Source organism: Pseudomonas sp. SAR267 (assembly GCF_052077595.1).
Classification (GTDB): Bacteria; Pseudomonadota; Gammaproteobacteria; order Pseudomonadales; family Pseudomonadaceae; genus Aquipseudomonas; species Aquipseudomonas vlassakiae.
Genome location: NZ_JBQIHU010000001.1, coordinates 5,941,226 through 5,961,287, shown reverse-complemented (window position 1 = coordinate 5,961,287; position 20,062 = coordinate 5,941,226). Strand labels below are relative to the sequence as shown.

Here is a 20,062-nt window from a genome sequence, read left to right as displayed (position 1 = left end):
CGAAAATAACCGAGTCAGTGACGCTGTATCTCTAGGCGATGTAAGCAAGCATTCAGTACGGTTTCGTCGGCATCTCGAAAATGCCCCTTTAGCCAGGCCTCCAAGCAGAATGCGTCGATACCCATCACCATCGACGCCTGGGCAAGCCCAAGTGCCTTGGCGGAAATAACATCACTGATGCGCATGACTAGCATGGCTTTACGTTGCATTGCCTCGGCATCAGCGCAACCGAGATCGGCATAGAGATTTTTACTGCCTTCTTCAATCAATTGCGGCGACCTGCAGGGAGTATTGGAGAAGAAAGTCTAGCGCTTATAGGGTGGGTCTGAATCATCAGCGCGGTGGATCACAATCACTGGAATAGGTGGATCAGAACCTCCAGCGCGGGTGGGTCAGAACCGCTGGAATAAAGTGTCAGAACCACCAGCGCCCACAACCGCGTGTGAGCAACGACAATCCTTACTCGGAGTCGCTGTTTAGAACACTGAAATACTGCCCGCAATGGCCGATGGATGGTTTTGCCAGTTTGGACGCCGCACGCGCTTGGGTGAGGGATTTTATGCGCTGGTACAACAACGAACATCGGCATAGCCGTATCCGGTTCGTCACGCCGACAGAGCGGCATCGGGGGCTGGATCATCAGGTCTTGGCCCGGCGACATGAGCTGTACGAACGAGCCAAGGAAAACAAACCGGAGCGGTGGTCAGGCCGGACGCGTAACTGGGAGCCGATCGGCACCGTGCTGCTGAACCCGGATCGAGAGCAACAGATCGAGAAACGAGCGGCATAGTTAGACGGTTGACGCGACAACTACCTTGAAAAACGCCGGAGATGCCAGCCATAATCATCTCATCGCCAACGCATACGGCGTTCGGCAGCCAACACACTCTCACTCACTACTGGAAGCTCAGACATGAAAACCATAGGCATTGAAAACTCGAAGTCCAGCGTACAGGCCCACTTAACGCTTGGAACCAAAACTATGGGGCTAGGTATCTATGGCGCGTACTTGGCTCTCGCTATTATTTACTTCTGGTTCGGCGGCATGAAATTTACCCACTACGAGGCCGAGGGCCTGGTTCCACTGGTGAGCAACAGCCCGCTTTTGGGATGGGTGTATAGCATTTTTTCGGTCGACATGTTCTCCAGCCTGCTCGGCATACTAGAGATTTCGATCGGCACTCTGATCGCAGGCCGCATGCTGTCGCCCAAACTATCCGTGGTAGGAGGCGCTCTGTCTGCAGGCCTGTTCTTCACAACCCTTAGCTTTATGTTTTCCACTCCGGGCGTCATTGAGCCTAGTTTAGGGTTTCCGGCGATTTCCGTTGCGCCAGGTCAGTTTCTGCTTAAAGACTTAGGGTTGCTTGCTGTTTCGATATTTGTGGCAGGCCATTCGCTGGTTGAACTGGAAAAACGTAAAATTAATGCATAATTTTTTCAATGGCTTAAGGCAGTAATGCCTTAGGCCTTTTTGCCATCATTTTCCCCCGCCAGATCTTTCAACCAGTCACGAGGGCTCAACCCCGTCTTGCGTCTAAATGCGCGAGACAGCGCCGAAGGACTTTCGTAGCCGACTTGAGCTGCAATCAGCGTAATCGAGCGCCCTTCTCGCATCAGCTTCTGAGCCAGGCTAACTCGCCAACTCAACAAATAATCAGCAGGCGTCTGTCCGATGACACTCTTGAAATGCACGGCATACGCAGCGCGTGACATATTTGACTCACTGGCCAGCTCTGCTATTGACCAGGCATGTTCCGGGGAGTTGTGCATCTGTAAAAGCGATCGGGCAAGCCGCATGTCGGCCAGTCCAGCCATCATTCCGGTGCGCAACTGGTGATGATCGAGCAGGTAACGGAGCAACAGAATGATTAGGAGCTCAAATAAGCGCTCAAGCGCGGCTTCCCTTCCACAATGCACATTTGCCGCCTCGGCAAACATCCACTCCAACGTGTCTGCCAGCATGGGCAGATCATCGAGTGCGAGCACCAAACAGTCCGGTAATGAAGCCGACAAAGGATTATCAATTCCGCCCTCAAACTCCATGGAAGCACACAACAACTTTGCGCCATCGGACTCACCCGCAAACAATTGATGCTTGGCGGGGCGTGGCATAAAAATCAAGCTAGGGCGAGTGAGCTGCAAATCCTTGCGATCGGGACCAAGCAACGTCACGCTGCCGGCCTGAAGCAGATGGATATAACCTCGCCGCTCGGCGCCATCGTAAGATGCAGAGCCGCATAGGTCGCCGTCATAGAACAGATTGGCCCGCACGCCGAACCGCGAGAGCAAATTAGACAAACGATCCATTGGCCGATCCTTGACGAGTCAGAACGCACAGACCATACCATCTGCGTTGTCGTTCAGTGCCTGTAGCGAACATGCCGGCGTAAATCAGCCAACGGATAAAGTGATCACTGAGCAGCTCAGCCTCCCTTTCCAGTTCGGCTGTTAAAAAAACAACACCGTTGTTTGAAAGCACCAGCAAATCAAGTGCTCACTCTTCTATTTTACAGTACCTGGCAACAGCACTTTGCGGTGCAGTCGATCAGATATCCGGAAGGTTGATCGTAAGCTTCAGCCTAGCGCTCTTCGAATTTAATGTCGTCGAGCTTCGGCCCAACCATTCCCCCGACCTACTCTTCCCTCCCCTAGAGACCCTAGCAGTCACTTGAATCGCGGCTGTCTGCGATAAGGTGTTGCTGGTAACTATTGCATCAGCGCCTGAAAACTCCACCTCGGCCGGCAGACTTGAGACCTTAAGTCGTATGGTAGCGAGAGGTACCTTGGAGCCCGATAGCGTCTGTACGAAAACGAACACACTGTCATCCAAAGCGACCTTTTCGAAAATTTCCGGGGAAATGTCCACCCGTACCTTGAGCGGTGTTGGTGGCAAGCCAGCAACATGGTTAATCGTCAAATTGTTGTTTTTTTCATCCGCTGAAAGACCGTTTCTTGCCTTTCCAATGGCCTGTACTAAAGCAGCGTGTGACGGATGGTCGGAACCCATCTCTGCTAATGCGTGATGCCAATATTTTAAAGCATCTTGGTAACGATGCTCTTCAAACGCAGCCAGACCTATGAGACTCAAGCTCTGGAGCTCACCCGGATTTCCATTTAAAGCTTCATCTGTCAGCGCCTTGATTGGCGGAGACCACATTTTGTTGTTAGAGAAATACAATGCTTTAGCCCACTCGCCTAATAACTCCGGTCGGCGACCGGCCAGTGACACCGTTCGTTCGAACATTCTAGCGGCATCGTCGGGCCTCCCTTGAGCCATGTAGTTTTGGGCCAGGTTATAAGCGTTCTCAGCTGACTCCGGTTGGGCGTTAACCGCGCGTTCCAGACGGTCGTTCATTTGCGCGAGTGAACCGGGAGGCTGGGCGAACTCACGAACCAGCTCGACTTTGTCGCTGGCGCCAAAATGCAGGTACAGCGCGAGCCCCAGCGCCGGTATCAAGAAAGCCACGAATACTGGTAGCGGCTTGCCTGTAGTCGAAAAAGGGGGTTGGGGAGCAATGGAACTGAAAACCAACGTAAGCCGAATTAGAGTTCGTTTTACTCGTCAGCGACTGCGAATTAACGAACTTTGATTCGTGAGAAAGGTTTATTGCACTGATTTTCGGGTGTTGGTGACCTTTCCTCGCGATAGCGGAAACGGTTTCATAAAACGGTCGTTTTTCGAAACTATCCAGACGTTGCAAGGGTTTGCGGGGCAGCGACTGAGCTTAAGTGCACTTTCTGTTCCGTTGCTCCCCCAACCCCTATTTCCAGCAGCGAGGTGATGAATTCGTTTTGCTGTTGTGCGGCGGCGACAAAAGCAGCCAAAGCCGTGATATTGAAGCGGCTAAAAAACTCGCCAGCGAGTGGAGGTCAGAATGAGCGAAAAAATTTACGACTACGACCCAGCAGCAGCCCTAGACGGCCCTGAAGCAATCGCCGTCTTCATGGCGGAGCCCTGCCATTTCCTCTCAGCGCCATAATCCAGGACCTTCATCTCCTCTCTCCTTGATTCCGTACTTAACTACGGAGGTAGAGTTGAATCGTGGATCGAAAACCCGAGAGGAGATCGCCGTTATGAAACACCTAAGACTGCTGCTGGTAGTGGGTGCGACTCTGCTGTCATCCACCGTATGGGCCGAGGGCGGGAGCGACCGAGCGATTGAGCGAATTGCTGCACGCGAGAGGGCTGAAGCGACCCTGGTGGCGGAAACCGTCAAGGAGATTAAGCAACTGGGCCCCACGGCGGCAGGCCGTAGCGAAGCGCAGCCCGCCTGTCCGCCTGCAAAGTAGAGCCTGTGCTACTCGACCAGATGCAACGTGAGCCCACTCTGCTGAGGCGCGAGGGCAAATAGCAATACCAAACTGTGCCCTTTGCAAGTGCTCCTTTGGCCATTCAGCGGCGCTCATTGAGCGCCGCTTTTTTCTAAGCGCAAGCCGACCAACAGGGGCGCCTTACGCAACGGGAAATCCTCGGTTAACGCCCGAGTTGTCCCCATGCAGCGAAACGATCAGCGGACAGGAAACAGTCCCGTGGCTCGCACAACAGTCGTGAACCAGTTGCTCCAAAACTGACTCGATCCGTCGCAGATCCGCGAGCTTGCCACGCACATCCCCAAGCTTCTGCTCGGCGAGCACACGCGCTTCATCGCAGTGAGCACCGTCATCCAGCCTCAACAGCCCGGCCACTTCATCGAGGCTAAAGCCCAGCCGTTGCGCGGATTTAACGAATTTCACCCGGGCGACATCCGCCTCACCGTAACGGCGAATGCTGCCGTAGGGCTTGTCCGGTTCGGGTAACAGCGCCTTGCGTTGATAGAACCGGATGGTTTCCACGTTGACCCCGGCCGCCTTGGCGAAAGCGCCAATGGTCAGGCTTTCCAAATTGTTTTTCATACCGCTTGATTCCGTACATGACTACGGGACTAACCTTAAACCATCGATCAAATGCTCGAAAGGAGAAATGCATGTCTGAACCATCAAACGGGCGCGCCCCTCTTGTCGCCGGGGGGCTTGCGGCGATTCTCGCCTCGGCTTGCTGTCTCGGGCCGCTGATTCTGATCGCACTGGGATTCAGCGGGGCCTGGATCGGTAACCTGACCGTGCTGGAACCGTACCGCCCGCTCTTCATCGGCGCGGCACTGGTGGCGCTGTTCTTCGCCTACCGGCGCATTTTCCGCCCCGCTCAAGCCTGCGCACCGGGCGAGGTCTGCGCCATCCCTCAGGTACGTACCTCCTACAAGCTGCTGTACTGGCTGGTGGCGGCCTTGGTGCTGGTCGCGCTCGGCTTCCCCTACATCCTTCCCTTGTTCTACTGATCAGGAGTTCACCATGAGAAAACTGCTCGCATCCTTAGCCCTCGCCAGCCTGGTCGCCACACCCGTCTGGGCGGCCACGCAGACCGTCACCCTGGCGGTGCCGGGCATGACCTGCGCCGCCTGCCCGATTACGGTGAAGACGGCGTTGACCAAGGTCGATGGCGTGACCAAGGCTGAGGTGAGTTTCGAGAACCGCGAGGCCATCGTCACCTTCGACGATACCAAGACCAATGCCCTGGCGCTGACTAAGGCGACCGAGGACGCTGGCTATCCGTCCAGCGTCAAGCAATAGGAGGGACTTCCGATGGCAAATCCTCTCAATCTGTTCACGCGGATCGGTGACAAAGCCGGCTCCGTCGGCGTGCTGATTTCTGCCATAGGCTGCGCCATGTGCTTTCCCGCCCTTGCTAGTCTGGGGGCCGCGTTCGGTCTGGGCTTTTTGAGCCAGTGGGAAGGCCTGTTCATCACCACGCTGCTGCCTCTGTTTGCTGGACTGGCTCTGCTCGTCAATGCCCTCGGCTGGCTCAATCATCGGCAGTGGCGACGGACTGCGCTCGGCCTGATCGGTCCTACCCTGGTACTGGCAGCGGTATTTTTTATGCGGGCTTATGGCTGGCGGAGCGGTTGGCTGCTCTATATCGGCCTGGCCCTCATGTTTGGGGTGTCGATATGGGATCTCGTGTCGCCCGCTCATCGCCGTTGTGGGCCGGATGCCTGTCCGACGCCGCCAAACCAGTGAACCTGACAAGAGACGATCTAATGAGTAACGAAATGACCGAACTGAAAATCATTGGTATGACCTGCGCCTCCTGTGTCGTGCATGTGAAAGAGGCCTTGGAGAAGATTCCGGGCGTGCATCGGGCGGATGTTTCCTACGCCAGCGGGAAGGCCGAACTGAAGGTCGACGAGGGCGCAAGCCGTGAGCAGATGCAGGCCGCTGTCGAGGCCCTGGGGTATCGAGCGGCGTTCGAAGACGCCATGGTACAAGCCCGTCCTGGCCTGCTCGATAAGGCACGGGGTTGGTTGAGCAGCACTGACGCCGGGAAAGAGGGCGACAAGCTCCACGTCGCGGTCATCGGCAGTGGTGGCGCCGCCATGGCGGCCGCGCTCAAGGCGGTGGAAGGCGGTGCCCGCGTCACCCTGATCGAGCGCGGCATCATCGGCGGCACCTGCGTCAACGTGGGCTGCGTGCCCTCCAAGATCATGATTCGTGCCGCGCATGTGGCCCATCTGCGCCGCGAGAGCCCGTTCGACGCCGGGCTTTCCGCCATGACGCCGACCGTCCTACGCGAACGTCTGCTCGCGCAGCAACAAGACCGTGTCGCCGAACTGCGCCACGCCAAGTACGAAAGCATCCTGGAGAGCACGCCGGCGATCAGCGTGCTGCGCGGCACCGCCCGTTTCCAGGACGGCCACACGCTCAGCGTGAAACTGGCCGAGGGTGGCGAGCACATCGTAGCCTTCGACCGCTGCCTGGTCGCCACCGGCGCAAGCGCGGCCGTTCCACCGATTCCAGGACTGAAAGACACGCCGTACTGGACCTCAGACCAGGCACTGGCGAGCGATACAATCCCTAAGCGGCTCGCCGTGATCGGCGCCTCCGTAGTGGCAGTGGAACTGGCGCAGGCCTTCGCCCGGCTGGGTAGCGAGGTCACGATCCTGGCACGCAGTGCGATGTTCTTCCACGAAGACCCGGCCATCGGCGCGGCGGTGACGGAGGCCTTCCGTATGGAGGGCATCGAAGTGCTGGAGCAAACGCAAGCCAGCCAGGTGTCCCACGCCAACGGCGAGTTCGTACTGGCCACCAACCATGGTGAGTTACGTGCCGACCAACTGCTCGTCGCCACCGGCCGCACGCCCAATACCCAGGGCCTGAACCTGGAAGCGGCCGACGTGCAGCTGGACGAGCGCGGCGGCATCCAGATCGACGAGCGCATGCGCACCAGCGCAGCGGATATCTATGCGGCCGGCGACTGCACCGACCAACCGCAGTTCGTCTACGTCGCGGCAGCGGCTGGCACCCGCGCGGCAATCAACATGACCGGCGGCGAGGCCAAGCTCAATCTCGACGTCATGCCGGCCGTGGTGTTCACCGATCCGCAAGTGGCCACCGTCGGCTACAGCGAAGCCGAAGCGCAGCACGCCGGGATCGAAACCGACAGCCGCACCTTGACCCTGGACAACGTGCCGCGCGCGTTGGCCAACTTCGACACGCGGGGTTTCATCAAGTTGGTTGCCGAAGCGGGCTCCGGCCGACTGCTGGGAGTGCAGGCTGTGGCCCCGGAAGCAGGAGAACTGATCCAGACGGCGGTACTCGCCATCCGCAACCGTATGACCGTGCAGGAATTGGCTGACCAGTTGTTCCCCTACCTGACGATGGTCGAGGGACTGAAACTCGCCGCACAGACCTTTAACAAAGACGTCAAACAATTGTCCTGCTGCGCAGGGTAATGAGAGAGGGAGGTTGAAACATGAGCAACACGGCAGACGATCTCGGTAGGTGCGACAGCCTACGCAAGACATGGCAGTTGGTCAGCTTCTGGGGCCTGCCTGCCGTCGTGGCGACGATAGCGATTGTTCTGTCTAATCGACGCCCCGCGTTGTTCCTGGCAGCAGGCGCCGCGCTGGCCGTGATGGGCGGCGCCTGCCTGGTCAACGCCACGCGTTGTCGCCGCCTTCACTGCTACATAACGGGGCCTCACTTCCTGTTGCTCGCAGTTGGTGCGCTATTGGCTTATGTGTTTGACCAAAACGGCGAGCATCTCTCCAGGTTGTGGCTGCTACTGGCTCTGGGAGCTGCACCGTTGCTCATCTGGCTACCTGAGCGCCTAGCCGGAAGGAAATATCTGAGCGCCCCAGTTTGCGGTGAAGGTCGGGAGTGTCGGCGATGAATGCCTACTCCATATCCAGATTGGCCGAGGACGCGGGCGTCAGTGTCCATATAGTCCGAGATTATATGCTGCGCGGCTTGCTGCACCCCGCGCGGCGCACGGAAAGCGGTTACGGCATTTTCGATGAGCGGTCCCTGGCGCGGCTGTGCTTCGTACGTGCCGCCTTTGAGTCCGGTATCGGGCTCGACGAATTGGCGCGGCTCTGTCGAGCGCTCGATGCAGACGATAGTACCGATGTGATCGGGTGTATCGACCGCTTGCTTGGGCAAATCGCGACCCGGCTGGCAGCTTTAGACGCAGTGAAAACGGAGTTGGCCGGGCTGACTCATCGTGCCATCGAAGGTCACACCCATGCGTAATACCAACCAATCCGAATCAATCAAGATGCCCCGCTGGCACGCCTACACGTGGGGTGTGCTCGCCGCGCTCACTTGCCCCTGCCATCTGCCGGTGCTGGCATTACTGCTCTCGGGGACTGCGGCCGGGGCCTTCGTCAGCGAGCATTGGAGCCTCGCGACGCTCGTGCTGACGGTTCTCTTCGTCCTCTTCCTGAGAGCGGCTCTACGGGCCTTTCGGAAGCGGGCGTGACCCGCTCGGAGCACGGCGCGGTCTCCGCTGCCGAGTTGCGGCAGGCTTGGGAGCGTTGGGAATTGTTGCTGCACTGCCAGCCGCAGGTCGATCTGCGCGCAGGTTCGATCGCAGGTGTGGAAGAGTTACTAGGTTTTCTTGGACGATGGAGAAACCCCATCATGAACGCAAACGACACCCCCACTATCAGTTGCTGCGAATGTTGCAAGGAAATTTCCCTTGACGCCGCACTGACGCCGGAAGGTACCGAGTACGTCGTGCACTTCTGTGGCCTTGAATGCTATCAGCGCTTCATATCGCGCGCGGATAAGAGAGCGGCATCCGAGCCTGATCACCCCTGCACACCAGAGGTCAGTACCCGTCACGACGACTAATCTTTGCCTCTGGAAAGTGGCTCTGGTTTTTTTTAGAAAGCGTGAGTCCATTGAGATTTAATGCAAGTCCGCTCGTGGCTAATGTAAGCCCGAAGGCTTCGTCAGTAGTTTTATCTAGGCCGATGCCCGGGAGGATGGCAGCGTGCCTACAGGGCGTCAAAACCGGCTACCCAGAGTCAAATTCACCCCACAGTACAGCGATGCTATAGAGTTACTCGTCAGTCCTGCAGCATCAGTTTTACTCTGCACCTCCATTGTATTCAGTCTGCCGGCAGCCCATTTGCACGAATAGTCTAGTCCTGATAGTCAGGAGCAAGCGCTGCCAAAGGAGCAACGTGTTTAGAACCCGCCTGCAAGCATGAACATAAAGCAGAAATATCCTCTTGAAGGGCCATCGCCTGCGCCCAAATACTGTCGACATCACTGGTAGCCACAGTGAGGGGGAAACCTTCCAGTACCGTCATGGCCATGCCATGCAGGCGTAGGAAGTCTTCTCGAATGCTGCCGACCCCTCCGATTTCAGCAAGGCAGGCATCCAGCCGGTCGACCAAGTTGAGCAACTGAGCGGTGTCGTAGCTTGCACGCAGAGAGTCGAGTACCTTGGTATCGACGTCCCCATAAGGTGTCACGCGGAACGAAGCTGGCGGGATATGCATCAGTTCGTCACCTCAACGTTGCTGTCAGACATCTGTTTCGCACGCATTGATCCCGCAGCCTGCTGGAAAATGGAATCCTTGATCCAGGGTTCCGGTGGGCGTTTGAGTTTCAGGTTGAACTCCCCAAAACGTTTGACATTGCTGGTTAGGTAGGGGCTGAGAAACGATACGTCGTCGTCAGTGAACTGCCAGCCATCACGGGCGAGCTTCTGCAGGATGCGCATCATGTCCACGGTGTTCTGCAGGATCACCGACGAGGCCACCATGTCGTTGTAGCGCAGGCGTTTCTGTTGCTCGTCCGGATCGTTTTCGGCGATCACGTCACCGCCAAAGGACAGCCACTTAGAGAAGCCGTTGTAGGACTCGATCTTATTGGTGTTGGCGGTGACTTCCTGGCGCAACTCGCGGCTGCCGATCCAGTTGAGTAGGAAGATCGTCCGGATCACGCTGCCCAGCGCTTGCGCGGCATGATAGAGCTTGTTGCGCCGACTGTAGGAGCCAAGTTTGCGCAGCAGCATAGGTGAGGAAATCTTGCCGGCCTGGATTGACAACGCGACCTGCATCAGATCCTGCCAGTGGGTTTCGATCAGGTGCCAGTCGGCGGTGTCGGTGAACAGACGGTTGATGTGTTTATACGAAACGCCGCGATCTGGCCGGCACATCACCAGGTCGCGCCAGTTGCGGATACGCGGCATCAGATTGATGCCCAGCAGATGAGTGAAGGCGAACACCGTGGCCGACTGGCCCTGGGTGTCAGAGTACACCGTATCGGGTTCGACGCTGAGGTCGACCTTGAGCAACCCCTCAATCACATAGATTGCCTCCCAGATACCAGGCGGGATGAAGTGCTGGAACACCGCGATGTAGTTATTGGCCACGTGTCGGTACGCCACGGCCCCCATCTTGCGATAGCGGAAGTGGTAGCCGGCCAGCAGATTGTCGTCATAGAAGTCGAACTGCGTACCGTCCGCGGCCACCGCCTTGCCATCGCCCCAGAGCTTGGGCAGGTCAAGTTGCAGATAGAGTTCCACCAGCTCGCGGTTAGCCTTGTCTAACTTCTCAAGCGAGAGATGGCGGCGATTCGTATAGGACAGCATGTGCGGCGTGACATTACCGGCCAGATGCCGTGCGGCCTGGTTGGGGCCAAGGTTGCAGCCCATGGCGAAGATCGTCATCAGGTAGCGCTCGGCCGGTTCTTTGAGCTTTGGCTCGTTGCCGGACATCGGCCCGAAATGCCGAGTGAACTGAATCCAATGCTCAATGTTGGCCATGATGTCGAGCACGTGCCTGGCCGGCATGCGCTGCATAAGCGCCGTCTGTAGCGAGATGGCCGAAGGCGGGATGTCCCGCGCTATCACTCGGCGTAGCACCGGTTCGCCGGCTTCATTGATCGATACGTCACCTCGGCAAGAAGGGAATTTTTCATCCAGATGCTGTGCGGTTTCCTCCAGCTGAATCTTGAGGGAGGCGACAAACTCCTTCGCCGTGCCAGGCAGCCCCACCTTTTCGCAGTAGGCCGGTAGACGATGGAAACATTCTTCCCAGGGCAGCAACTGCTTACGGTAGTCGGCGAAAGATTCCGACCCCAGCACGCACATATCACCCGAGCGCAGCTCACTGGCCAGGTAAGAGAACACGCAGACTTCCAGATAGCGCCGGTTGGTAGGTGGCCCTTCACTGGCAGGACGACGCACGACCTTAACCCAGCGCTCCGACGCAAACGACAAGTCGACATGCTCGTCGATCCACTCGCGGTGTAGATTTTCGCTGTCCTGGATGAGCTGAAGCGCCTGGATAAGTGAGCGATCCTGAGTCGTGGGTTCCAGTTGAAGAAGGTGGCTCAGACGGAACAACAGCGAGCGATGGGACTTGAAGTGCTTCCAGATCAGCGGCAGGTAGTTGTTACCGCCCGTAGCCTGGACTTCGGCGCAAGTCTCGCGCAACCGATCCAGGTTGCCATCGGGAGAGAGGAATTCCCGGATCAGACTGCCAGCCTCCTGGTCATCCGGTTCCTGAACAAGAATCTGCACCACGCCATCCAGGGTGGCCGCCAGTTGCTCCAGCTTCTGGCGTTGCCGCGCCTGGATTTGCTCCAACTCCTCCTTGGCGCGTTTGTGGATCGTCGAAATCCGTCGGATGAACATCTCGGCCAGGTGATCCCGAGTTCGCACCCGCATCCGATAGATCAAGGCCAGCATCAGTGTGTAGCGTTTCGGCAGCGAGCAGTCCTTCAGCTCGGCGACGTCCGACGCGGCGGCTTGGGTGGCGAAGTGGCGGATCTTAGCATCGACGACCCCCTCAAGAATGGCATCCAGATCTCCGAAGCTCTCTAACCACGCCAGGTGGTCGATCAACACCTCCAGGTGCTTGCGGGAAGGCTTCTTGGGTGCCTGCTTGAGTGCGTTGAAGTCACTCTGCCGACGCCCGAAATCCGTGTCGAGCAGCTCCTTTAGCTTGTAGATCACCTCGATTGGCGCTCGGAGCACGATCAGGTTGAAGGTAACTTCCTGAGCACTCGCCAAAGCGGTTTCTGCGATGTTGTTGAGCGTCGAATAAGCCGGAAGCTCATAGCCACGCTGAATCAGCTCATCAAGCATGGCATTAATGAGATCGACTCGCTGCTCAAGCACTACAGCGCAGTCACGTGCGATTTCCTCAGTGATCGCTAGCCCGTCGCTGCTATAGAAGGGTGTAACCTGCAGGTACTGCCGAACCGCCGCTTGGTGTCGGTAAAGGGTGCGGGGGTTGCTGTAGCGCGGAGCTATTCGTGCGCCGTAGCGAAGGCATTGTCGGACATGACTGATGAGCTCCTGAGGAAGCTCCTCGAACGGAACAAAATAGTGTAGCTGCTGAAACACCTTTAGTTGGATTGCCAGCCCAATCGATAGCGCTGGACTCTTAGCGGTGTTATTGACCCATTCGATCTCTGAATCAGACAGGGAATAGCATCGATGCAGCTCCTTAGCTGGCAACTGACTGGGCAAGAGCGGGTAGGCTGTCCTTTCCACCGAAGCCATTGAGTTCATCCCCCAAGTAAGGCAAAACATCAGCATAGACGGCTAGTCAGGCGGGGGATGACCAGCAATCAAGAACTCAATAAATTTCCTTTTAGTTCAATATCTTGCAGAACGAATGTCCTAATTTTTGCCTTATCTCGGCATAACCCCAAGTCACGCAGCTTCCCCTGTGGGATGGCACCGCGGGCACGCTCGAAATTGGCCAGGCTCTGCTGCTTCTGACGCAGCATGCGCTGCCACTTGGTCAGGAAGGCCGGGCTTTTCTCACGCATCAGCAGCGGCCCGAAATACAGCTCTTCGGCACTGTAGGCCACCGCTTCGGTGGGTTCGGCCACGATGATCTCGTAGTCGAAACGGTTTTCCCGCAGCAGCTCTTCGCAGACGATCCGGTAACGGTTGTCCATCAGCCAAGCGCGCAACTCACGCTCATCGCCATTGGGCTGCAGAATCAGCCGCTCGTGGCCGTTCAGGCGCGCCTTGCCACGCTCGAGAATCTCGCACATGGTCTTGCCACCCATGCCGCACAGGCTGATGGCAGTGATACGGTCGTTGGCCTCGATGGCCTCCAGGCCGTCGGCCAGGCGTACGGTGACGGTGTCCGCCAGGCCGTTGCGGCGCACGTTGCGCTGGGCCGAGGCATAAGGCGTCTGCGCCACCTCGCCGGCTACTCCGGCTTCGATCACGCCACGCAGTGCCAAGGCCACTGGCAGGTAGCCGTGGTCCGAGCCGATATCGGCCAGCCGCGCGCCCTGCGGCACATGCGCCGCCACACGCTCCAGGCGCATCGATAATGTCTGTTCGTTCAACTCCGACCCCTTGCTCGACAATCGGCGGCGATTCTGACTGCCAGGGCGGGCTATTTCAATGCATAAGCGCCCGTCGGCTCGACCCTTGCGACAGGCTCGCGTAGGCTTGCCGCTTTCCTCCCGTTGCAAGGCGAACCTACATGGCAGATCTCATCTACACACCGGATTCCGACGCCGAGTCCATTTCCTCCGACGTCGCTGAGTACAACGGTATCCTGGTCACTACGCAGATCCCGGCCGATCTCGATGGCGACATCACCCAGCAGAGCGAGAGCACCCTGCAGGCGCTGAAGGATGCCCTGGAAAAGGCTGGCAGCGGCATGGACCGGGTCATGCACCTGACCATCTACCTGACCGACATGGCCGACCGCGCCGCCTTCAACGAGGTCTACCAGCGGTTCTTCAGCAAGCCGTGGCCGGTGCGCGCGGCGGTAGGCGTGGCTGCACTGGCCTTCCCTGAAATGCGCGTCGAAGTGACGGCCATGGCCGCCAAGCGCTGATTAGTGTATTACCGGCTCCGCCTTCGGGCGGAGCCTTCTTCCAGAAAGCAGGACGCTGCATGCAACTCCCCCCTTTTCGCCGCAAGGCCCTGATCGTCTTGCTACCCGGCCTGTGCCCACTGGCCCAGGCCGAACCGGTCACCACCTTCAATCTGCTGGAACCGGTGGTGGTCACCGGCACCTACGCCCCCAACCCGAGCTTCGACCTGCCCTACTCCATCGACACCGTAGAACGCCGGCAGATTGCCGATGGCCAGCTGGGCGTCAACCTGTCGGAAGCGCTCAACCGCGTACCTGGCCTGGTGGTGCAGAACCGCCAGAACTACGCCCAGGACCTGCAGATATCGTCGCGTGGCTATGGCGCCCGCTCGGCCTTCGGCATCCGTGGCATCAAGCTGCTCAGCGACGGGATCCCGGCCAGCACCCCGGATGGCCAGGGCCAGGCGGCCTCGTTGAACCTCGACGTGGCTGACCGCATCGAAGTGCTGCGCGGCCCGGCGTCCGCCATTTATGGCAGCAATGCCGGCGGGGTGATCCAGATGTTCTCCCGCGACGGTTCCGGCCCGCCCAAAGTGGGCGCCGAAACCACCGTCGGCAGCGATGGCTTCAACAAGAACCACCTCTACAGCGAAGGCGGCAGCGAACAGGCCGGTTTCCTGGTCGATGCCTCGCGCATGGACACCGACGGCTACCGCGACCACAGTGCCGCACGCCGCGACCAGACCTTTGCCAAGGTCCACGTCAAGCCCGATGAAGACAGCCGCCTGGCGCTGATCTTCAGCACCCTGGAGCAGAACGGCACGCAAGACCCGCTCGGCCAGACCTGGGATGCCTACAAGCACGACCCACGCTCGGTGGCAGCGCGCGCCGAGGAGTACAACACGCGCAAGAGCATTCACCATCAGCAGTTGGGCATGAACTATGAACGCTACTTCGGTGACGCCACCTTGCAGTTCAACCTGTATGCCGGCAAGCGCAGCGTGATCCAGTACCTGTCGATCCCCAAGAACACCGCGGCGAACAACCGTGGTGGTGGCGTGGTCGACTTCGACCGCGAGTTCCACGGCGGCACCCTGCGCTGGATCCAGCCGCTCAGCGCCGCCCCCGGCAACCTGACCCTGACCTTCGGCGCCGACTACGACCGCAGCCGCGACGACCGCCGTGGTTTCCAGAACTTCAACGGCGATACCCTGGGGGTCAAAGGCGAGTTGCGCCGCGACGAAAAGGATACCGCCACCAGCTTCGACCCGTATGTGCAGGCGCACTGGGAACTGGACCGCTGGACCCTGGACGCCGGCCTGCGCCACAGCAGCATGGAAATGGAGGTCGACGACCACTACCTGGCCAACGGCGATGCCAGTGGCTCGAAGAAGTACCAGCGCACTACCCCGACGCTATCGGTAATGTATGCCTTCACCCCCGGCCTGCATGGCTACATCAGCGCCGGCAAGGCTTTCGAGACGCCAACCCAGGCCGAAATGGCCTATGCGCCAGGCGCGCTGGAAGGTTTCAACTTCGGCCTGGAGCCGGCCACCAGTACCCAGTACGAGCTGGGCCTGAAGATGCGCCCGGACGAACGCACGCGGATCAACGCAGCGGTCTTCGAAATCCGTACCAAGGACGAGATCGTGGTCGCGGCCTCCACCGATGGCCGCACTAGCTACCGCAATGCCGGCAAGACCCTGCGTCGCGGCTTCGAGCTGAGCGTGCAGCGTGAGCTGAATGAACAGTGGCAGGCCAACCTGGCCTACACCCTGCTAGATGCCACCTATGACGAAGCCTTCAGCCAAGGCAGCAATACCATCGACAAGGGCAACCATCTGCCCGGCGTGCCGCGTAGCAGCCTGTTCGGCGAGCTGGTGTGGAAGCCGCGTGACGGCATCAGCATGGGGCTCGAAGGGCAGTACCGAAGCAAGGTGTATGTCGAGGACACGAATGACCAGCACGCGGCGCCGGGTTATGCGGTGTTCAACTGGCGTACGCAGTTCCAGCAGCAGGTCGGGCCGTGGACGTTCCACCAGTTGGTGCGGCTGGATAACCTGCTCGACCGGCAATATGTGGGGTCGGTGATTGTCGGTGACGGCAATGGCCGGTATTACGAGGCGGCGCCGGGCCGCTCCTGGTATGCCGGAGCCGGCATGGAATACCAGTTCTAAGCCTTTGGGGCTGCTTTGCAGCCCTTTGCGGGCAAACCCGCTCCCACAGGTACTGCACAGGCCCAAGGCCTCAGGAAGTCCTGTGGGAGCGGGCAAGCCCGCGAAAGGGCCGGCACTGGCGGCACACCTCTCGGCACCCGAAGGTGCCAGCCAGGCATTTCACCGCTACAATGCCGCCCTAAACCGTGACAGCCCGAACCTATAACGACATGTCCCTTCCACAGAATCACCTGGAACTGCTCAGCCCTGCCCGTGACGTGGCCATCGCCCGCGAGGCGATCCTGCACGGCGCTGATGCCATCTATATCGGCGGCCCGAGCTTCGGCGCGCGCCACAACGCCTGCAACGAAGTCAGCGATATCGCCGAACTGGTCGAGTTCGCCCACCGCTACCATGCACGCGTGTTCACCACCATCAACACCATCCTCCACGACAACGAGCTGGAACCTGCACGCAAGCTGATCCACCAGCTCTACGATGCTGGTGTCGACGCGCTGATCGTCCAGGACCTGGGGGTGATGGAGCTGGATATCCCGCCGATCGAGCTGCATGCCAGCACCCAGACCGACATCCGCACCCTGGAACGGGCCAAGTTCCTCGACCAGGCCGGTTTCTCCCAGCTGGTACTGGCCCGCGAGCTGAACCTGCAGCAGATCCGCACCATCGCCAGCGAAACCGACGCAGCCATCGAGTTCTTCATCCACGGCGCGCTGTGCGTGGCCTTCTCCGGCCAGTGCAACATCTCCCACGCCCAGACCGGGCGCAGCGCCAACCGGGGTGACTGCTCCCAGGCCTGCCGCCTGCCGTACACCCTGAAGGACGACCAGGGCCGTGTGGTGGCGTTCGAGAAGCACCTGCTGTCGATGAAGGACAACAACCAGACTGCCAACCTGGCCGACCTGGTCGATGCCGGCGTGCGCTCGTTCAAGATCGAAGGCCGTTACAAGGACATGGGCTATGTGAAGAACATCACCGCCCACTACCGCAAGCAACTCGACGCCATCCTCGAAGGCCGCCCGGAACTGGCCCGTGCCTCCAGCGGCCGTACCGAGCACTTCTTCCTGCCCGACCCGGACAAGACCTTCCACCGCGGCAGCACCGACTACTTCGTCACCGAGCGCAAGGTCGACATCGGTGCCTTCGATTCGCCTACCTTCACCGGCCTTGCGGTCGGCGTGGTGGAGAAAGTCGGCAAGCGTGACCTGCAGGTGGTCACCGAAGTGCCGCTGACCAACGGCGACGGTCTCAACGTGCTGGTCAAGCGCGAGGTGGTGGGCTTCCGTGCCAACATCGCCGAGCCGCGTGGCGAGTTCGAGGAAGACGGCCACAAGCGCTACCGCTATCGCGTCGAGCCTAACGAGATGCCGGAAGGCCTGCACAAGCTGCGGCCAAACCACCCGCTGTCGCGTAACCTCGACCACAACTGGCAGCAGGCCCTGCTGCGCACCTCGGCCGAGCGCCGGGTTGGCGTGGAATGGCACGCGGTGCTGCGCGAGCAGCGGCTGATGCTGACCGTCAGCAGTGAAGAAGGCGTCAGCGTGCAAGTGGCGCTGGATGGCCCGTTTGGTGCTGCCAACAAGCCGCAGCAGGCCCTGGACCAGTTGCACGACCTGCTCGGCCAGCTGGGCACCACCCTGTACCACGCCAACCGCATCGAGCTGGATGCACCGCAGGCGTTCTTCATCCCCAACTCGCAGCTCAAGGCCCTGCGCCGTGAAGCCATCGAGGCGCTGACCGAGGCCCGGGTGAAGGCGCACCCACGTGGCGGGCGCAAGGCCGAGACCACACCGCCACCGGTGTACCCGGAGTCGCACCTGTCGTTCCTGGCCAACGTCTACAACCAGAAGGCCCGCGACTTCTACCACCGCCATGGCGTGCAGCTGATCGACGCGGCGTACGAAGCCCATGAGGAACACGGCGAAGTGCCGGTGATGATCACCAAGCACTGCCTGCGCTTCTCGTTCAACCTGTGCCCCAAGCAGGCCAAGGGCGTCACCGGCGTGCGTACCAAGGTAGCGCCGATGCAGTTGATCCAGGGCGATGAAGTGCTGACCCTGAAGTTCGACTGCAAGCCGTGCGAGATGCATGTGATCGGCAAGATGAAGAACCACATCATCGACCTGCCGACCCCGGGTAGCGCGGTGGCCCAGGTGGTGGGTCACATCAGCCCGGAAGACCTGCTCAAGACCATTCCGCGCGGGATGCATTGATCTGTTGCCGGTAAGGGCCATTCGCGGCTGAAGCCGCTCCCACAGGATCTGTGCTGCCTTACAGGCCGATGCGATTACTGGGGAGCGGGTTTACCCGCGAATGGGCCGCACAGCGGCCCTGCCTTTACAGAATGCCCAGGCTCCGCGCCGTGCGGTCCACCGCAATCCGGGTCTTCTCGACCAGCTCATCCAGCTCGCTGTGGTTGGCCACCAGGGCCGGCGCCATGATCATCCGGCCCAAGGTCGAACGAATGATCACTCCCTCCTCGAAACCATAAGTGCGACACTGCCAGGCCAAGTCGTTCTCGTTGGCATAGCGCTTGCGGCTACCCTTGTCTTCGGCAAATTGCAGCGCCGCCACCAGGCCGGCGCCTTGCACCTGACCAATCAGTGGGTGGTTGGCGAACACCTCGCGCAGGATGCGCTGCAGGTACGGCCCGGTGTCTTCCTTGACCTGGCGCACGATGCCTTCATCGCGCAGCGCCTTAAGGTTGGCAATGGCCACTGCCGCCGCCACCGGGTGGCCGGAGTAGGTCAGGCCATGGGCGAACACCCCGCCACGCTCGACCAGGGCTTCGGCAATGCGCTTGCTCAGCACCAGCCCCCCCATCGGCACATAACCCGACGTCAGGCCCTTGGCGATCGACAGGGTATCCGGCTCGAAGCCGAAGTATTCGTGGGCAAACCACTCACCGGTACGGCCGAAGCCACCAATCACCTCATCGGCACACAGCAGCACGTCGTACTGCCGGCAGATGCGCTGGATTTCCGGCCAGTAGCTTTCCGGCGGGAAGATCATGCCGCCCGCGCCCTGGAATGGCTCGGCGATGAACCCGGCGACATTCTCGGAACCCAGTTCGAGGATCTTCTCTTCCAGCTGCAGGGCGCAGCGGCGGCCGAACTCGGCCGGGGTCAGGTCACCGCCGGCAGCGTACCAGTACGGTTCATCGATATGCGCCACATCCGGGATCATCCCGCCCATTTCGTGCATGAACTTCATGCCGCCCAGCGCGGTGGCAGCCAGGGTCGAGCCGTGGTAACCGTTCCAGCGGCCGATCATGATCTTCTTGCCTGGCTGGCCGACCACCTGCCAGTAGCGGCGCACGGTGCGGATCAGTACTTCGTTTGCCTCAGAGCCGGAGTTGGTGTAGATGGCGTGGCTGTAGTGGCCCGGCAGCAGGCTGAACAGCAGCTCGGACAGCTCGATCACTGCCGGGTGGGTGGTGTGGAAGAACATGTTGTAGTAGGCCAGCTGGTCCATCTGCGCGGCGGCAGCGGCGGTCAGGTCCTTGCGGCCATAGCCGAGCTGGGTGCACCAAAGGCCCGACATGCCGTCCAGGTAGCGCTTGCCGTCGCTGTCCCACAGGTGCAGGCGCTCGCCGCCGACCATCACCCGTGGGCCCTCGGCGTTCAGTGCCTTCTGGTCGAGAAACGCGTGGATGTGGTGGGCGGCGTCGCCGGCCTGGTAGTCACGGGTATCGCGCTGGGCTTGCAGCGTGGCTTGGAACGGTGCGTTCATTGTTGTTCTCCGGGGTAAAACGCGGCGTGC

21 protein-coding genes and 2 pseudogenes are annotated in these 20,062 nt (G+C 59.8%); 15 read left to right on the top strand and 8 right to left on the bottom strand.

Annotation, left to right across the window (positions count from 1 at the left end; genetic code table 11):
* Positions 1-14: 14 nt before the first annotated feature.
* A complete protein-coding gene (locus ACTORR_RS28015; protein ID WP_441344104.1) occupies positions 15-269 on the bottom strand; it encodes an XRE family transcriptional regulator in 255 nt (84 codons plus the stop codon).
* A 158-nt stretch (positions 270-427) separates the two neighbouring features.
* On the opposite strand from ACTORR_RS28015, the pseudogene ACTORR_RS28010 reads away from it, so the two are divergent.
* Together ACTORR_RS28010 and ACTORR_RS28005 are read left to right on the top strand one after the other, a co-directional pair.
* Positions 428-790 (top strand): annotated as a pseudogene (locus ACTORR_RS28010) (integrase core domain-containing protein); the annotation flags it as partial.
* 123 nt (positions 791-913) lie between these two features.
* Positions 914-1,432 (top strand): YkgB family protein, encoded by a 519-nt coding sequence (locus tag ACTORR_RS28005; RefSeq protein WP_003464991.1) that lies wholly within the window; start codon positions 914-916, stop codon positions 1,430-1,432.
* 29 nt (positions 1,433-1,461) lie between these two features.
* Here ACTORR_RS28005 and ACTORR_RS28000 read toward each other — a convergent pair whose 3' ends face one another.
* Together ACTORR_RS28000 and ACTORR_RS27995 are read right to left on the bottom strand one after the other, a co-directional pair.
* Positions 1,462-2,307 (bottom strand): AraC family transcriptional regulator, encoded by an 846-nt coding sequence (locus ACTORR_RS28000; protein ID WP_003464995.1) that lies wholly within the window; start codon positions 2,305-2,307, stop codon positions 1,462-1,464.
* A gap of 238 nt (positions 2,308-2,545) precedes the next feature.
* Positions 2,546-3,466 carry a tetratricopeptide repeat protein gene (locus ACTORR_RS27995; RefSeq protein WP_441344103.1) on the bottom strand — a complete coding sequence of 307 codons (921 nt, stop codon included), beginning with the start codon at positions 3,464-3,466 and terminating at the stop codon, positions 2,546-2,548.
* A gap of 296 nt (positions 3,467-3,762) precedes the next feature.
* On the opposite strand from ACTORR_RS27995, the pseudogene ACTORR_RS27990 reads away from it, so the two are divergent.
* Positions 3,763-3,879 (top strand): annotated as a pseudogene (locus ACTORR_RS27990) (type II toxin-antitoxin system RelE/ParE family toxin); the annotation flags it as partial.
* Between the two features lie 195 nt (positions 3,880-4,074).
* Positions 4,075-4,290, top strand: a complete 216-nt coding sequence (locus tag ACTORR_RS27985) for a co-regulatory protein PtrA N-terminal domain-containing protein (protein WP_017849619.1) — start codon at positions 4,075-4,077, stop codon at positions 4,288-4,290.
* A 162-nt stretch (positions 4,291-4,452) separates the two neighbouring features.
* Here ACTORR_RS27985 and merR read toward each other — a convergent pair whose 3' ends face one another.
* The gene (merR, locus tag ACTORR_RS27980; RefSeq protein ID WP_003131870.1) at positions 4,453-4,893 is read right to left on the bottom strand and encodes an Hg(II)-responsive transcriptional regulator; all 441 of its coding nucleotides are present in this window, start codon (positions 4,891-4,893) and stop codon (positions 4,453-4,455) included.
* A gap of 71 nt (positions 4,894-4,964) precedes the next feature.
* On the opposite strand from merR, the gene merT reads away from it, so the two are divergent.
* From merT to ACTORR_RS27940, 8 genes are read left to right on the top strand one after another with little or no spacing between them, the layout of a single operon-like run.
* Positions 4,965-5,315 carry a mercuric ion transporter MerT gene (gene merT / locus ACTORR_RS27975; RefSeq protein WP_017849617.1) on the top strand — a complete coding sequence of 117 codons (351 nt, stop codon included), beginning with the start codon at positions 4,965-4,967 and terminating at the stop codon, positions 5,313-5,315.
* 13 nt (positions 5,316-5,328) lie between these two features.
* Positions 5,329-5,607 (top strand): mercury resistance system periplasmic binding protein MerP, encoded by a 279-nt coding sequence (merP, locus tag ACTORR_RS27970; protein WP_003131880.1) that lies wholly within the window; start codon positions 5,329-5,331, stop codon positions 5,605-5,607.
* A gap of 12 nt (positions 5,608-5,619) precedes the next feature.
* Complete coding sequence (gene merC / locus ACTORR_RS27965) at positions 5,620-6,054, top strand: organomercurial transporter MerC (protein WP_003131881.1); 435 nt, start codon at positions 5,620-5,622, stop codon at positions 6,052-6,054.
* 32 nt (positions 6,055-6,086) lie between these two features.
* Positions 6,087-7,766, top strand: a complete 1,680-nt coding sequence (merA, locus tag ACTORR_RS27960; protein ID WP_031633059.1) for a mercury(II) reductase — start codon at positions 6,087-6,089, stop codon at positions 7,764-7,766.
* A 20-nt stretch (positions 7,767-7,786) separates the two neighbouring features.
* Positions 7,787-8,206: a hypothetical protein gene (locus ACTORR_RS27955; protein WP_017849615.1), complete on the top strand. Its 420-nt coding sequence runs from the start codon at positions 7,787-7,789 to the stop codon at positions 8,204-8,206.
* Positions 8,203-8,565, top strand: a complete 363-nt coding sequence (gene merD / locus ACTORR_RS27950; RefSeq protein ID WP_017849614.1) for a mercuric resistance transcriptional repressor MerD — start codon at positions 8,203-8,205, stop codon at positions 8,563-8,565. Before ACTORR_RS27955 ends, merD begins: the two co-directional genes overlap by 4 nt.
* Positions 8,558-8,794: a broad-spectrum mercury transporter MerE gene (gene merE / locus ACTORR_RS27945; protein ID WP_017849613.1), complete on the top strand. Its 237-nt coding sequence runs from the start codon at positions 8,558-8,560 to the stop codon at positions 8,792-8,794. Before merD ends, merE begins: the two co-directional genes overlap by 8 nt.
* Positions 8,791-9,168 (top strand): DUF3330 domain-containing protein, encoded by a 378-nt coding sequence (locus ACTORR_RS27940; RefSeq protein WP_425274543.1) that lies wholly within the window; start codon positions 8,791-8,793, stop codon positions 9,166-9,168. Before merE ends, ACTORR_RS27940 begins: the two co-directional genes overlap by 4 nt.
* A 293-nt stretch (positions 9,169-9,461) precedes the next feature.
* On the opposite strand, the gene tnpC is transcribed toward ACTORR_RS27940, so the two are convergent.
* From tnpC to ACTORR_RS27925, 3 genes are all read right to left on the bottom strand, one after another.
* Positions 9,462-9,824, bottom strand: coding sequence for a Tn3 family transposase post-transcriptional regulator TnpC (tnpC, locus tag ACTORR_RS27935; RefSeq protein WP_017849612.1), 363 nt, complete (start codon positions 9,822-9,824; stop codon positions 9,462-9,464).
* Positions 9,824-12,841, bottom strand: a complete 3,018-nt coding sequence (locus ACTORR_RS27930) for a Tn3 family transposase (RefSeq protein ID WP_026140367.1) — start codon at positions 12,839-12,841, stop codon at positions 9,824-9,826. The genes tnpC and ACTORR_RS27930 overlap by 1 nt, the downstream gene beginning before the upstream one ends.
* A 68-nt stretch (positions 12,842-12,909) precedes the next feature.
* Positions 12,910-13,647, bottom strand: a complete 738-nt coding sequence (locus tag ACTORR_RS27925) for a tRNA (adenine(22)-N(1))-methyltransferase (RefSeq protein ID WP_441344102.1) — start codon at positions 13,645-13,647, stop codon at positions 12,910-12,912.
* A gap of 140 nt (positions 13,648-13,787) precedes the next feature.
* On the opposite strand from ACTORR_RS27925, the gene ACTORR_RS27920 reads away from it, so the two are divergent.
* From ACTORR_RS27920 to ACTORR_RS27910, 3 genes are all read left to right on the top strand, one after another.
* A complete protein-coding gene (locus tag ACTORR_RS27920; RefSeq protein WP_099814068.1) occupies positions 13,788-14,147 on the top strand; it encodes a RidA family protein in 360 nt (119 codons plus the stop codon).
* 59 nt (positions 14,148-14,206) lie between these two features.
* Positions 14,207-16,303 carry a TonB-dependent receptor family protein gene (locus ACTORR_RS27915; protein ID WP_313365772.1) on the top strand — a complete coding sequence of 699 codons (2,097 nt, stop codon included), beginning with the start codon at positions 14,207-14,209 and terminating at the stop codon, positions 16,301-16,303.
* 209 nt (positions 16,304-16,512) lie between these two features.
* The gene (locus ACTORR_RS27910; RefSeq protein ID WP_441344101.1) at positions 16,513-18,513 is read left to right on the top strand and encodes a peptidase U32 family protein; all 2,001 of its coding nucleotides are present in this window, start codon (positions 16,513-16,515) and stop codon (positions 18,511-18,513) included.
* Positions 18,514-18,637: 124 nt separating this feature from the next.
* Here ACTORR_RS27910 and ACTORR_RS27905 read toward each other — a convergent pair whose 3' ends face one another.
* Positions 18,638-20,032, bottom strand: a complete 1,395-nt coding sequence (locus tag ACTORR_RS27905; protein WP_313365318.1) for an aspartate aminotransferase family protein — start codon at positions 20,030-20,032, stop codon at positions 18,638-18,640.
* Positions 20,033-20,062: the final 30 nt, after the last annotated feature.